The 14,390-nt window shown below is 73.2% G+C and carries 10 protein-coding genes; 4 read left to right on the top strand and 6 right to left on the bottom strand.

The features are described 5' to 3' along the window. Positions 1 to 24: 24 nt before the first annotated feature. The 6 genes from ACIO6U_RS30000 to ACIO6U_RS29975 all read right to left on the bottom strand — a co-directional run bounded on the left by ACIO6U_RS30000 (position 25) and on the right by ACIO6U_RS29975 (position 9,988). Positions 25 to 2,286, bottom strand: a complete 2,262-nt coding sequence (locus ACIO6U_RS30000) for an ROK family protein (protein WP_391163842.1) — start codon at positions 2,284 to 2,286, stop codon at positions 25 to 27. Then, on the bottom strand, positions 2,279 to 5,656 hold the full coding sequence (locus ACIO6U_RS29995; RefSeq protein ID WP_401723868.1) for a glycoside hydrolase family 38 C-terminal domain-containing protein: 3,378 nt from the start codon (positions 5,654 to 5,656) through the stop codon (positions 2,279 to 2,281). Before ACIO6U_RS29995 ends, ACIO6U_RS30000 begins: the two co-directional genes overlap by 8 nt. 228 nt (positions 5,657 to 5,884) lie before the next feature. Further along, positions 5,885 to 6,967, bottom strand: a complete 1,083-nt coding sequence (locus ACIO6U_RS29990; protein WP_401723866.1) for a Gfo/Idh/MocA family protein — start codon at positions 6,965 to 6,967, stop codon at positions 5,885 to 5,887. Then, on the bottom strand, positions 6,952 to 7,587 hold the full coding sequence (locus ACIO6U_RS29985; RefSeq protein ID WP_401724036.1) for a ThuA domain-containing protein: 636 nt from the start codon (positions 7,585 to 7,587) through the stop codon (positions 6,952 to 6,954). The genes ACIO6U_RS29990 and ACIO6U_RS29985 overlap by 16 nt, the downstream gene beginning before the upstream one ends. A gap of 80 nt (positions 7,588 to 7,667) precedes the next feature. Next, the gene (locus ACIO6U_RS29980) at positions 7,668 to 8,954 is read right to left on the bottom strand and encodes an enolase C-terminal domain-like protein (protein WP_355338427.1); all 1,287 of its coding nucleotides are present in this window, start codon (positions 8,952 to 8,954) and stop codon (positions 7,668 to 7,670) included. Between the two features lie 287 nt (positions 8,955 to 9,241). Next, on the bottom strand, positions 9,242 to 9,988 hold the full coding sequence (locus ACIO6U_RS29975; protein ID WP_355338424.1) for an IclR family transcriptional regulator: 747 nt from the start codon (positions 9,986 to 9,988) through the stop codon (positions 9,242 to 9,244). Positions 9,989 to 10,185: 197 nt separating this feature from the next. On the opposite strand from ACIO6U_RS29975, the gene ACIO6U_RS29970 reads away from it, so the two are divergent. The 4 genes from ACIO6U_RS29970 to ACIO6U_RS29955 are packed head-to-tail and all read left to right on the top strand — an operon-like array spanning position 10,186 to position 14,328. Then, entirely contained in the window at positions 10,186 to 11,580 is a 1,395-nt protein-coding gene (locus tag ACIO6U_RS29970; RefSeq protein ID WP_401723863.1) for an ABC transporter substrate-binding protein, read from the top strand. Further along, positions 11,577 to 12,584 carry an ABC transporter permease subunit gene (locus ACIO6U_RS29965; RefSeq protein ID WP_391163838.1) on the top strand — a complete coding sequence of 336 codons (1,008 nt, stop codon included), beginning with the start codon at positions 11,577 to 11,579 and terminating at the stop codon, positions 12,582 to 12,584. Before ACIO6U_RS29970 ends, ACIO6U_RS29965 begins: the two co-directional genes overlap by 4 nt. Next, positions 12,581 to 13,471, top strand: a complete 891-nt coding sequence (locus tag ACIO6U_RS29960; RefSeq protein WP_391048933.1) for an ABC transporter permease subunit — start codon at positions 12,581 to 12,583, stop codon at positions 13,469 to 13,471. The genes ACIO6U_RS29965 and ACIO6U_RS29960 overlap by 4 nt, the downstream gene beginning before the upstream one ends. Continuing rightward, positions 13,471 to 14,328 (top strand): NAD(P)-dependent oxidoreductase, encoded by an 858-nt coding sequence (locus tag ACIO6U_RS29955; protein ID WP_355338412.1) that lies wholly within the window; start codon positions 13,471 to 13,473, stop codon positions 14,326 to 14,328. The genes ACIO6U_RS29960 and ACIO6U_RS29955 overlap by 1 nt, the downstream gene beginning before the upstream one ends. Positions 14,329 to 14,390: the final 62 nt, after the last annotated feature.

The raw sequence follows: 14,390 nt of genomic DNA, 5'->3' as shown, positions 1-14,390 counted from the left end.
AGCCGGTCCGGGCTCGGGTCGCGGTCAGGGCCGCTCGCGCCCGCGCAGCCGGGGGGTGAACGTGGCGTGGAAGATGGTCGACGCGGCGCCGACGGCGGCGGCCTCGGCGCTCAGCACCGAGCGCTCCACCTCGACCCGGCGCAGCCTGCGGGCGGTGGGGAATTCGTTGACGGCGCGGCCGATCTCGTCCAGGTAGAAGTCGGCGACGTCGTCGGTGAAGAACGGGCCGCCGAGCACGATGAGGTCGATGTCCAGCAGGTCGACCAGGCCGAGCGCGCCGCGTCCGACGGCGCCCGCCACCTCGCGCAGCGCGGCCGTCGCGGCCGGGTCACCGGCCGCCGCGGCCCGGCCGACCTCCCGGTAGGCGGCGGTGCTGCCGCGGGCGGCGTCGGCGGCGGGCAGGCCGCGGCGGACCGCGAAGTCGGTCACGGAGACCGGCGGATTGCACTCGGGCAGCAGCTCGGGCCGCCCGTCGGCGTCCACCCGGCCCAGCGCGATGGCGCAGAGCTGCCCGAACTCACCGGCGTTGGCGCTGACGCCCCGGTAGAGGTCGCCGTTGAGGTAGAGCCCGGAGCCGACGCCCGTACCGAGGTAGAGGTACGCGAAGTCGCGGGCCCTGCGGTCGCGGCCGATCCACCGCTCCCCCGCCGCCGCGGCCAGCGAGTCCTTCTCGATGATCACCGGGCACGGGAAGTGGTCCTTGAGCAGGTAGAGCAGCGGAAGGTCGTTCCAGGCCGACAGCAGCGGCGGGCCGAGCACCGTACCGGAGGCGATGTCGACCGGGCCCGGCACCGCGACGCCGATGCCGAGGAAGCCGTCCTCGCGGACCGCGCCGCCCGCCTTTTGCAGCGTCTCGCGGCCCAACTCGACCACCTGCGCGACGAATTCGGCCGGGTCGATGTCGGCGCTCACCGGCCGGGTGCGGGTGCAGACGATCGCGCCGTCGAGGTCGATGACGACGGCGGTCAGCACCTCGGGGTCGATGTGCAGGCCGAGCGCGTGCGCGGCGGTGCCGCTGAGCCGCACCGGGGTGCGGGGCTTGCCCGAGGTGGCGCGCCGCTGCGCGTCCTCGACGAGGATGCCGCGGTCGAGCAGCGAGCGGGCGATCCGGGAGACCGACTGCTGGGTGAGTCCGGTGCGGTGGGCGATCTCGCCGCGGGTGATGGTGCCGGACAGCCGGACGGTCTCGATCACCACGCACTCGTTGAAGGAGCCGAGGTCGATCTGGTTGACGCCGCTGAACGAGGGCGGGTGCGCGACGGCCTCGGGGGTGTGCGGGGCGCGCAGGTGGCCCGCGACGTTCTCGCGCAGCCAGCGGACCGGGCCCGGCGCGCCCGCGGTCTGCCGTTCCAGCGCGGCGACCAGGTCGAGGTAGACCCGCCGGGAGGACTCGGGGTGGCTGGTGCTGTCCAGGGCGATCATGGCGCGCAGGAAGCCGCGCCAGGTGGAGCGGGCCGGGAGCTGGTGGAAGGTCACCGGCGTGGTGCCGGGCGGGGGCGCGGAGATCCGGCCGGTCTCCCAGAGGGTGATCGCGTGCAGGGCGATGTCCGGGTGGTGTTCGGCCGCCGCCGCGAGGTAGCCGGTGAGCCCGAGCGGCGGCGGGCCGCCGGGGTCCGGGGCCACGGCCAGGCGCATCCCGTCGAGGGCCCGGCCGAGTCCGGCCAGGACGTCCTCGCCGATGACGGTGGCCGCGGGTCCCGGCGCCGGGGCCGCGGCGCGGGTGCCGGCGAGCAGGACGGCGCCGCGCGCGTCGGCGTACAGGCCCATCACCCACACGTCGGTGCCGGGCAGCGGCGGTCTGGTCGGTACGTGCGGGGCGGGTGTCGTCTCGTCCGCGGTGAGCTGCCAGCGGCGTCTGATCGCGGCCACCGTGGCGTGGGACAGGCCCAGTTCGCGGGCGATGGCCCGGCTGGCGCCGCTGCCGCCGGGCGCGAGCAGTGCCCGGGTGACCACCTCGGCCTCGTCCACGGTGGCGGGTCTGCCGGTGCGGGGCCGCTGTTCGAGGCCGCGCAGCCCCGCGCTCTGCCAGCGGTGCCGCCAACTGCCCACGGTCTGCCGGGAGACGCCGAGCCGCCGGGAGATCTCGGCGTCCCGCAGTCCTTCGGCGGCGAGCAGGACGACCCTGGCGCGGGTGGCGAGCGGACCGTCGCCCGCGGCCCACTGGCGCAGCAGGTCCCGCGTCCGCGCGTCCGGCGGTCCCGGCGGGCGCCGCTCGTCGGGGAAGGTGGGCAACGCCCTGTCCTGCGACGGCACTTCGGGGAGCGGCGAGTGGGGTGTTTCAGGCAACGCGGCCCTCCTGGCCTTCGCGGGGGCGGATCAGCCGCAGGGTGAGGACCTGGAACGGGCGGAGCGTCAGCGGGGTGCGTCCGTCGTCGTGCGGGTGGTCGGCGAGCCGTTCCTCCAGCAGGTCCGTCTCCTGGACGGCCGTCGCGGGAAAGCCCGCGGTCAGGACGGTGCGGGCCCGCCCGCCGCGCGACTCGTACAGCCGGACCACGACGTCGCCGCTGCGGTCGTCGGCGAGTTTGACGGTCTCGACCACGACGTCGGGGTGGTCGACGGCGACCAGCGGGGGCGGTGACGCCGCGTCAGAAGTGTTGCCGGGAGGGGAATCGGGTCGGGTGACGGCGCCGGTGTCCGGGCCGGGGCGCAGCGGCAGGTGCAGCGCGTAGCCCTCGGTGACGGCGTCGTCCACGTCGGCGCCGGGCCGCAGCCGGTGCCGGAAGCGCTGGAGTCCGCGGTCGGCGTGCGGGTCGGGGCTGCGCGGGGCGCGCAGCAGCGTGCTGCGCACGACGGTGGTGGTGCCGCCGTCCTCGCGGGTGTGCCGTGTCACGTCGTAGCCGTACGTCGAGTCCCCGGCGAGCGCGACGCCCCAGCCGTGCTCGCCGACGTGGATCCAGCGGTGCGCGACCGACTCGCGGCGGGCCGCGTCCCCGTCGGTGTTCCCGTGCGTGGGGCGCGCGACGTGGCCGAACTGCGTTTCCGCGCGGCTGTGTTCCGCGTGCACGTCCAGCGGCCAGGCGGCCTTGAGCACGGTGTCCTGCTCGCGCCAGTCGACCTCGGTGTCGACGGTCAGCGCGTGGCTGCCCGCGGTGAGCGTCAACTCCTGTACGACGGTGGAGCGTCCGGTGCCGCGCAGTATCCGCAGCCGGGCCAGCAGCGGTCCCGCGGCGGTGACCTCCACCCGGTCGGCCCGGTCCAGATCGCGGGATCCGGCCGCCGGGGCGTAGCGCGCCGCGCTCCAGCCGCCGGGCTCGTCGCGGTGCAGCTGGAGCAGATTGCCCGCCGCGCCGGGCGCGATGGCCTCGCGTCCGGTGCCGAGGTCGGCGGCGGACCGCACCAGACCGGCCGCGTCGACCCGTATGCGCAGCAGCCCGTTGTCCAGGACGTGGCCGCCGTCCGCGCCCGCCGTCACGGTGACCGGGGCGAGGTCGCCGAGCGCGATGCCCGCGGGTCCTGAGCCGTGCGCCGGGGCCTGCGCGAGGACCGCGAAGCGGCCGTCGGACAGCGGCTGCACGGTGCCGGGCCGCGCCGCACGAGGCTGTACGGTGCCGGGTCGTGCGGTGCCGGGCTGTGCGGTGCCGGGCTGTGCGGTGCCGGGCTGTGCGGTGCCGGGCTGTGCGGTGCCGGGCTGTGCGGTGCCGGGCTGTGCGGCGTCGAGGGGAAGAGTGCCGGTCAGGAGCGTGCCGGGCACCGGGCCGTCCTCCGGTTCGAGGACGACGACCTCGCGGCGGGCCCGCGGCCCCGCGTTGAGCACGGTCGCGCCGTCCGGGTCACCGACCGCCCGCCGGATCAGCCGTTCCAGCCTGCGCCGTACGTCCCGGTGGGTCTGCTCGGCCTCCTCGTGCACCCAGGCGATCGACGTGCCGGGCAGGATGTCGTGGCACTGCTGGAGCAGCACCTTCTTCCACAGCCGCTCCAACTCGTCGTAGGGGTACGGGATTCCGTGCCGTACGGCGGCGGTCGCCGACCACAGCTCGGCCTCGTGCAGCAGCGCCTCGCTGCGCCGGTTGCCGCGCTTGGTGCGCGCCTGGCTGGTGTACGTGCCCAGGTGCGGCGCGAGGTCGAGTTCGCCGCGCCACACGGGGGCGGCCGGATGCTCGGCCTGGGCGTCGCGGAAGAAGCGGGCCGGGGCGCCGAGGGTGACGCGCGGCGCGCCGTCGAGGTCGGCCAGGCGGCGGGCGCGCTCCAGCATCGACCGGTCGGGGCCGCCGTCGCCGCGGCCGAAGGGCAGCAGGGAGCGGGTGGCGTCACCCTTGTCGGCGAAGTCGTCCACGGACCGTACGAGGTCGCCGCCGGTCAGCGCCGGGTCCTCGGTTCCGCGTTCGCCGTCGGTCCCGACCGGAGCGAGGTGCGCGAAGAGCCTGGTGCCGTCCAGGCCCTCCCAGCGGAAGGTGTGGTGCGGCAGTGCGGAGCCGCGGCCGGGCTCGGGGCGGCGGCCGAGGAACCAGCGGGCGCCCGCGAGCGCGGCGAGCTGGGGGAAGGCCGCGGACGCGCCGGAGGCGCCGGGCAGCCACACGCCGTCGGTCTCGGTGCCCAACTCGTCGCGGAAGAAGCGCCGTCCGTGCACGAGCTGGCGCACCAGCGCCTCGCCGCCGGGCAGTTCGGTGTCGGCCTCCACCCACATGCCGCCGACCGGGGCCCAGTTGCCGTCCGCGACCGCCTTGCGTATCCGCTCGAAGACATGCGGCTGGTGGTCCTTCATCCAGGCGTAGTGCTGCGCGCTGGAGGCGGCCACGACCAGTTCGGGGTACTCGTCGGCGAGCGCGGCCATCGTGCTGAAGGCGCGGGCGCGTTCGCGGACCGTCTCGCGCACCGGCCGCAGCCGGGCGGAGTCGAGGTGCGCGTGGCCGACGGCGGTCACGGTGTGCGCGGACTCGTGGGCGCGCCGGGCGAGCACGTCGGTCAGCAGCGTACGGGCGTATCCGGCGGTGCGGCCGACGGCCCGCGGGTCGACGGCGTCCAGGGCGCGTTCCAGCGCGAGCCGGATCTCGTGCCTGCGCGGCTGCTGTTCGGGCAGCGCGCGCATCAGCCCTTCGAGGGTCTGCACGTCGTGGACGAGCTGCCAGACGTCCTCGTCGCGCACGGCGAGGTCGGCGCGGCGCAGCCGGTACAGGAGGGTGTCGCCCGCGGTGGCCGGGTCGCCGTACCGGGTGCCCGCGCCGCTGCCCGCCGCGATCCGCGGGTTGGCGGCGGCCTCGACCAGCAGCCGTACGGACGAGCCGGCGGTGGCGGAGCCGGCGATCAGGACGGCGCCGAGGCCGGGGTGCAGGCCCTGGAGCGGGATGCCGTGCGCGTCGTGCACCAGGCCCTCGGCCGGGCCGCCGGAGGCCCCGGTCCAGGCCCCGGTTCCCTCCCCCGTCCCGTCGTCGGGTCCCGAGCCGAGGTCGAACAGCGCCTCGACACGCCGCCCGGCCCAGCGCTCCGGCACGGTGGCGTGGACGCTGAACCAGGTGGTCGCCCAGGGGCGCCCCCACGCCTCGCCGACGGCGAACGGCGTGTAGTCGGCGCGCAGCGCGACCTCGGCGGGGACGGGCTCGCCCGCGATGTGCCAGGCGCCGACGTCCATGGGCAGCTTCTGCGGGTAGAGCGCGGGGCGCAGCCGTTCGGCGAGGAATGCGGCTATGCGCTCTTCGCCGGACTTCATCCGGTCATGCATCGGCAGCCCTTCCTGTCCAGCCAGTAACCGCCATGTAAAACCATGTGTGTTATCAAGTCAACGCCTCGCGCGGATTCCTTCTTCTCGCAGGTCGTGACCTGCAACTATCAAATTGTCAGGCTAATTTGGAACCGAAAAGGGAGTCAGCCGTCAGTTAATTCACCTGACATTGGGAACGGCAAAAGGCGGCAGGAAGGGCCGTGGCCCTTCCTGCCGCCCTCGGTGGAATTACGGTGTCACGGAATCCACCCGCGCGGGCCGCTCGCAGCCGCTGGTGACCGGCAGCGCCGTCCCGTCGTGCGCGGCGTCCAGCAGTGTCAGCATCACGTCCAGTACGTGCTGGGCGAGTTCGGCCGACGCCAGGTGCGGGCGTCCGGCGGCGACGGCGGCGGCGAGGTCCGCGAGGCCGGTGCCGCGCCCCGCGCCGCGGTATCCAGCCGAGACCGGCAGCGGCTGCCACGTACCGTCGGTGAACAACTCGACCTGGCCGTCGAAGCCGTTGGGGTCGGGGACGGACAGCGAGCCCTCGGTGCCGTACACCTCGATCCGCGGCAGCCGGGCGGCGTGGATGTCGAAGCTCATGATCAGCGTGGTGAGGGCGCCGCCTTCGTGCTGGAGGACGCCGGTGACGTGGGTGTCGACCTCGACGGGGAAGCGCGCCCCGGCGCGCGGGCCGCTGCCGATGGCGCGTTCGGCGCGCGGGGTGGCGACGGCGCCGGTGACCTTGACGACCGGGCCCAGCAGGTGGACCAGCGCGGACAGGTAGTACGGGCCCATGTCGAGCAGCGGGCCGCCGCCGGGCCGGTAGTAGAACTCCGGGTCCGGGTGCCAGGCTTCGTGTCCCGCGGTGGTCATGAAGGCGGTCGCGGCGACGGGCGTGCCGATCAGCCCGTCGTCCACGGCCTTGCGGGCGGTCTGGGTGCCGGTGCCGAGTACGGTGTCGGGCGCGCTGCCGACCCGGACGCCCGCGGCGCGCGCGGCGGCGAGCACGGCGGCGGCCTCCTCGCGGGTGGCGGCGAGCGGCTTCTCGCCGTAGACGTGCTTGCCCGCGGCGACCGCGGCCAGCGCCACTTCGGCGTGCACGGCGGGGACGGTGAGGTTCAGGACGGCGTCCACGTCGTCGCGCGCCACCAACTCCGCGACGCTTGCAGCCACTTCGGCGCCCGCGCGCTCGGCGGCCTCCTTGGCCCGGCCGGGGTCGAGGTCGGTGACGGCGGTCAGCCGCAGCCCTTCGAGCCCGGCGATGGTGTCCAGGTACTGGCCGCTGATCTTGCCCGCGCCGACCATGCCGATCCTCAACGGCTCGCCCACAGCAGTCCCCTCTCGGTCAGCGCCCGCACCTCGGGCACGTCGAAGTCGTCGGCCTTGTGCCCGATGGCGGACACGAACACCCGTCCCGTGCCCTGCCTCCTGGTCCACACCGCGGGCATCACGACCGGGTGCGCGCGCTCGCCGTCCGGCGGGAAGGTCGTGGTGGCCAGCACGTCGATGTCGGGGTCGGTGGCCAGCCAGTACTGCTCGGTGTGCACGTCGAAGTCGCCGATCCCGGCGATCACCGGGTGGTCGGCGCGCTCGGGCCGCACATGGACCCGGTAGTCGAGGAATCCCGCCGGGTGCATGAGGAACTGACCGCCGGTCAGGAACTGGTAGTCGACGTCGCCGCGGAAGGAGTCGACGATCCCGCCGTGCCAGCCCGCGAAGCCGGTGCCCGCCCTGACCGCCTCGGCCAGGCCCCTGGTCTGCTCGCCGCTGATCTCGCCCATCGTCCAGCACTGGACGACGAGGTCGGTGGCGGCCATCAGCTCCCGGTCGGCGTAGACGTCGAGCGACTGCGCGGTCTGGACGGTGAAGCCCTCGTCCTTGAGGAAGGGCAGGAAGAGGTCGGTGATCGCGATCGGCGCGTGGCCCTCCCAGCCGCCGCGTACCACCAACGCCCGTCGTGCGGACCGCTCCCGACCGGCCCCGTCCTGGTCGGCTCCGGCTCCGGGTTCACCGGCTCTGATCGGATTCGTCACGGGCGTTGCACGCTCCCATCGGTGTTGCGCAGCAGGGCCCAGCGGTCGTGGGCCAGGGGTTCGGGCACGGGATGACGGCGGGCGGCGGCCTCGTCGAAGTCCACTCCGTGGCCAGGGGTGTCATGGGGTACGAGGCCGCCCGCGGTCGCGGTGACCGTGCCGGGGAACACCTCGTGGACGGGCGGCCTGAAGACCGCGGCCTCCTGGACGCCGAAGGCGTGGCTGGAGATGTCCATGGCCAAGGTGGCGGCCTGGGCGACCGGGCTGACGTCGGCGGGGCCGTGCGGCGCGAGCCGGACACCGCGCAGTTCGCAGAAGGCCGCGATCTTGCGGGCGGGGGTGAGGCCGCCGAGGGTGGGGACGCGGATCCGCGCGAAGTCGATGTCGGGGCCGTCCAGCAGGGCGGTGAACTGGGCGGTGTCGTGGAAGAGTTCGCCGACCGCGAGCGGTACGGGCGAGGCGTCGTGCAGCCGCTTGAAGTGCCGGGTGTCCTCGGGCGCGAGCAGGTCCTCCACGAAGTACAGTCCGGCGTCCTCGACCCTGCGCAGGAAGTCCCTGGCCTGCCGGGGGTCGAGCCGTTCGTGCACGTCGTGCAGCAACTCGACGTCGTCGCCGACGAGTTCGCGCACGCGGGTGAGAACGCCCGGCACGTGCCGCAGATAGCCCGCGCTGTCCCAGGGCGCGCGCCGCTCGCGTACCGCGTCGGCGTCCGCGGTGCCGCCGCCGGAGGCGCCGTAGGTGTCGGCGCCCGGCACGGCGGCCTGGATCCGGACGTGCCGGTAGCCGTGTTCCCTCGCGGCCTGGACCTTGTCGGCGATCTCGGCGGCGTCGCGGCCGTCGACGTGCGTGTACGCCTCGGCGAAGGCGCGGACCTTGCCGCCGAACAGCGAGTGCAGGGGCGCGCCGAGGCGCTTGGCCTTGAGGTCCCACAAGGCGACGTCGATGCCGCCGAGCGCGTTGCCGGTGACCGAACCGCCGCGCCAGTAGGCGCTGTTGAGGATCAGCCGGTGGATGTCCTCGATGTCGTCGGGGTCCCGCCCGGTGAGCAGCGGGGCGAGGTAGTCGTCGAGCACCGAGCGGACGGCCAGCGTGCGCTGGGGGTCGCTGGCGCAGCCGAGGCCGTAGAGGCCCGGTTCGCCGGTCTCGACGCGGACGATGAGATGGGGGCACCCGTGGGGGGCGGTCAGAAAGGTGCGAACGGCCGTGATGCGGATCTTGGCGCCGCGCTCGTCGACCCAGGGGGCCGGGGCGAGCGGTGCGGGGCCGGCATCAGGCAATGCCATACGAACTCCCACGTACAGGTAACGGAATGACGTACCGGTATCCGAACGTAGAGAGGGCATTCCGAGTTTGTCAATCACTTTGACAAACTCGGAACGACCGTAACCCCCGCCACGCGGGACACACAAGGGGTCGGCACGCCCCGGTCGGCCGGACGGCCCGTCAGGCCGGGCCCGACAGCGCGTCAGGCCCGGCGGCAGGCGGGCGGCGGGCCGTCGGCGAGCCGGCGGGCGGCCCGTGCCGGTTCAGCGGCCGGCCCGCGGCCGGTCGGCGCGGTGGCGGCGGCCGGTCAGTGCTGGCCCAGCCGTTTGAGCAGGGTGCTCAGCGACTGCGCGGCCTCGGTGACCGCCTGCGCGACCTCCTCGACCCGCGCGTCGTCCATCCGGCTCTTGGGCGCCGAGCAACTGATCGCGTCCTCGCCCTGGCCGCCGCCGAGCGCGACCGCGACGCAGCGGATGTCGACGGAATTCTCGCCGTCGTCCGCCGCCCAGCCGCGCAGCCGCGCCTCGGCCAACTGGGCCAGGAACGCGTCGGGATCGACCACCGTGGTCGGGGTCATCCTCTCCAGCGGCCAGTCCAGCCGCCGCTGCACCTCGGCGTGGTCGTACTGCGAGAGGACCGCCTTGCCGAGCGCCGTGGCGTGCGCGGGGAGCCTGCGGCCGACCGCGGAGTACATCCGCAGCGCGTGCCGCGACTCGCGTTTGGCCAGGTAGACGACGTGCGTGCCGTCGAGCCTGCCCAGGTGCACGGCCTCGCCGGTCTCCTCGGCCAGCGCGTCGAGCACCGGCCCCGCCAGGCTGGTGACGTCGTCGCCCTCCAGGTAGGCGGTGCCCGTCAACAGCGCCTTGAGACCGAGGCTGTAGCGCGTCCCTGACGGGTCGAGATCCACCCACCGGCGCGCCTGCATCGTGCGCAGGATGGCGTGCAGGCTGCTCTTCGGCACCGCCATCGCCGTCGCCATCTCCGCCAGCGAGAGCCGGGCGCCGTCCGCGCCGAGCAGTTCGAGCACTTCCAGTACCCGAGCTGCGGACTTCACCTCTTCGGGCTTCCGCCCGCGCGCCGCTTCTGCCACCGATTCCACCGATCCTCCGCTCCCCGCCGCCGATGCACGACGCATAAGAGTGCCCACTCCCATCGCGGCGTGCGTCTTGACGCTATATCAAACACGACCCTAAGTTCAGTCACTCCAACGTCATTCGGTCTTCTGAACGGTCGAATCCTAGGTAGGGGCCCATGAACACACCATTCGCACGTTTTACCCCGAAGACGAGACTCGCCGCAGCCGCTGTGGCCACCGTCCTCTCGCTGAGCCCGCTGGCCGCCTGCGGCGGCGGCTCCTCCGGATCGGGGGACAGCAAGTCGCTGGAGATGTGGACCTTCAAGCAGTCGCACGTCGCCGGACTGCGCAACGCGGCGGCCGAGTTCAAGAAGCAGACCGGCATCACCGTCAAGATCGAGGCGTACGGACCGGACGACGCGTACAGCACCAAGCTCCAGGCCGCCGCCAAGACCCACGACCTGCCCGATGTGCTGGAGACGCACTCCGACGGCGAGGACCTGGTGCTCGGCGCCACCGGCATAGCCAAGGACATCGCGGGCGACGTCGACGCCGCCTGGAGCGGCCTGTACCAGAAGGGCGTCCAGGTCTCGGGCACCGTCACGGACGCGAAGTACACCGAGTCCAAGCCCGCCGACTCCAAGACGCACGGCGTGAGCAAGGGCCAGCGCTTCAGCGTGCCCTTCACCTCCGGGACCTTCGGCATCGTCATGGCCAACAAGAAGATGCTGGCCGCCGCCGGGATCACCAAGGCCCCCGCGAACTGGGACGAGTTCCTGGCCGACCTGAAGGCCACCACCACCAAGGACCCGAAGAACGGCGGGGTGAGCCTCGGTCTGAAGGTCAAGGCGACCGGTCTGACCTGGGTCCTCCAGCCGCTGGCCTTCGCCCAGTTGGGCAAGGAGAAGTACCAGGCGCTGTTCGGCAAGGACGCCGGCGCGGACTTCTCCTCCGCCGACGGCACCAAGGTCCTCACGCAGTACGCGCAGCTCCAGCCGTACTGGATGCCGGGCACCCAGACCCTCGACATCGACGCGGCCGACCAGGCGTTCGCCCAGGGCAAGTCGGCCTTCGACATCGGCGGCACCTTCACGCTGGCCTTCCTCCAGCAGAACGGCATGAACCCCGACGACGTGATGGCCTTCGGCCTGCCCTCGCCGGGCGACGGCGCGGTGCCCCACCGGGCGCTCGGCCCGCTGGCGCTCACCGGTCTGACGGTCACCTCCACCAGCAAGCACCCGGACAACGCCGAGAAGTGGATGAAGTTCCTGGCGCGGCCCGACATCGCCTCGAAGTTCGCCAAGGACGCCACCGATGTGCCCGCCACCGAACTCGGCGCGGACGCCGCCTCGGTGATGGGCCCGACCCTCGCCGACATGCTGAAGACCTTCGTCGGCACGCCGGAGACCACCTACGACCCGAGCGACAACACCTTCCGGCCGCCGACGTACGACCAGGACTCGATGGGTGAGGTGCTGGCCGACCTGACGCCGCTGAAGCAGAAGACCGTGGACCAGACCGGCAAGGCGATGGCCAAGCTCAACAACTCCTTCTGGGCGACGTCCAAGTGACCACCGCACCCCGTCCCACGCTCACGGAGACGGCCGGCGCCGGCCGGGGAGGCGATCCCCGGCCGGCCGCGCGCGCCGCCGCCGGCCGCGGCGCGCGCCCCCCGCGCCGCCGCGGCTACGAGGCCGTCTCCGGTTACCTGTTCGTCGCCCCCGCCGTCGTGCTCTTCGCGGTCATGGGCCTGTACACCGTCGGCTACGGCTTCCTGCTGAGCTTCGCCCGCTGGAACGGCTTCGCGCCGCACTGGGACTGGGTCGGCCTCCAGAACTACAAGGACCTGCTCTGGCAGAATCCGGCCTACGCGCCCCGGCTGCACCACGCGGCGCTCCACACCCTGTACGTGATGATCGCCGTCCCGCTGCTGACCGTGGCGGTGTCCTTCCCACTGGCGATCCTGCTCAACTCCGCCAAGCGGATGCAGGGCGTGCTGCGTTCGGTGTACTTCGTGCCGTACGTCACCAGCGGCATCGCCGTCTTCTTCGCCTGGCAGTACATCCTCCAGCCGGACGGCGCGGTCAACACCCTGCTCAGCAGCGTCGGCATGGGGTCGCTCGCGCAGCCGCAGGGCTGGCTCGGCAACCCGCACACCGCGCTGCCCACGATGATCGTGGTCACCGTGTGGGGGGCGGTGCCGGTCGCGATGCTGATGTACCTCACCGGTCTTCAGACCATCGACCGCAGCGTGATGGAGGCCGCGCAGCTCGACGGCGCCGGATGGTGGCGGACGAACATGTCGGTGGTGTGGCCGCTGGTCCGGCCGATCACCTCGATCGTCGTGCTGCTCAATCTCCGCGACTCCCTTCAGGGCTTCCAGACCTTCCTGGTGATGACCAACGGCGGTCCCGGAGACCACACCAACGTCCTCGGCCTCGAGGCGTACCGGCTGGCCTTCCTCAAGGACCTGGCGCCGACGCTCGGCCTGGCGAGCGCCCTCGGCTGGCTGCTGTTCGCCGCCGCCGTGGTGCTCGCCCTGATCAACCTGCGAGTCATGCGGAGCAGAACATGACGACGAACATCTCCGGCGCGGGCCCCTCGCGCACCACAGGACCCGCCTCGCCGGCCAGGGCCGCCGTCTCGCGCGCCGCCGCGCGCTGGACCGTCGGCATCCTGCTGACGCTCTACGGCCTGGTCAGCGTCTACCCCTTCCTGTGGATGGTCTCGGCCGCCTTCAAGGACCAGGTCGAGGTGGTACGCGGCGGCCATCTGATCCCGCACCACCCGACGCTGGACACGCTGACCCACACCTGGAACCAACTGCACTTCTTCCACTACTTCCTGAACAGCCTTCAGGTCACCGCGCTCACCGTGGTGCTGACGCTCGGGGTGTACGCGGCGGCCGGATACGCCTTCGCGGTGCTGGACTTCCCCGGCCGCGGCCTGCTCCAGAAGCTCTTCGTCGCGCTGCTGTTCGTGCCCGGCATCACGGTGATGCTGCCGATCGTGCTGCTGGAGAACAAGATGGGCATCCTGGGCACGCACATCGGTCTGGTGCTGCCCTTCGTCAACGGCGGCGCGCCGCTGTCGGTGCTGCTGATGACCGGCGCCTTCAGCGCCGTGCCACGGGAGTTGCGGGAGTCGGCGCGGGTCGACGGCGCCAACGAGTTCCACATCTTCACCCGGATCTATCTGCCGCTGGCCCGGCCCGCGCTGATCACGGTGGCGCTGCTCACCGCGATCCCCACCTGGAACGAGTACCTGCTGACGCGGGTCTCGCTCAACGACGAGAGCACGTACACGCTGCCGCTCGGGCTCCAGACGCTCGCCTCGTCGAACGTGCCGCACTACAACAACCTGATGGCGGGCGCGCTGATCGTCGTCATCCCGGTGGCGCTGCTGTTCCTGAGCCTCCAGCGCTACTTCGTCAACGGCCTGGTCGGGGCGGTGAAGGGCTGATGCGTGTCCTGATCACGGGGGCCGCCGGACACATCGGCGGCCATGTCACCGCGGCGCTGCTGGCCGCCGGGCACGACCTGGTGCTCACCGACCTGCTGCCGGTGACCGAGCCGCGCGCCGCGCGCGTGCACACCGGCGACCTCCAGGACCCGGAGTTGGTCCGCGAGGCCATGGCGGGCGCGGAGGCGGTGGTGCACCTCGGGGCGATCCCGCACCCGAACGACACCGACCCGAGCACGCTGTTCGCGCACAACTGCCTGACGGCGCACCGGGTGTTCGAGGAGGCGGGCCGGGCCGGGGTGCGCCGGGTGGTGGCCGCCTCCAGCATGGCCGCGGTGGGCCTGGCCTGGTCACCGGTGCCGGTCTCGCCGTCCTACGTCCCGCTGGACGAGGCCCATCCGAGCGTGCTGCGCGACCCGTACGGCCTGTCGAAGGCCGCGCTGGAGGAGGTGGCACGCACCGCACACCGGCGCTGGGGCCTGGACGCGGTCTGTCTGCGGCTGCCCTTCACCGGGACCGGCGACCGGCTCGGCCACTTCCTGGACGCCTGCGCCGCCGACCCGGCCGGTCAGCGGCACGACCTGTGGGGCTGGCTGCACACCCTGGACGCGGCCGAGGCGGTACGGCGCGCGCTGGAGACCGAGCTGACCGGCTGTCACGTCGTCAACGTCACGGCCGCCGACACGACATCCGCGCTGCCGTCCGCGGAACTGATGGCCCGTCACCATCCGGGGGTGCCGCTGCGCAGCGGCCTCCCGGACCACGCCTCGCTCTTCGACACGGCCGCCTGCACGGAGCTGCTGGGCTTCACGCCCCGGCGCACCTGGCGTACGGCCGGAGCGGAGCGCCGTACCTGACCCCTCCCCCACGTCCCCCACGGCTTTCCCGCGAGCACTCGCCCTCCCGCATCCGCCCGCCC

This window comes from Streptomyces sp. NPDC087422 (genome assembly GCF_044744145.1).
Taxonomy (GTDB): domain Bacteria; phylum Actinomycetota; class Actinomycetes; order Streptomycetales; family Streptomycetaceae; genus Actinacidiphila.
This window is presented reverse-complemented; position numbering and strand designations above follow the sequence as displayed.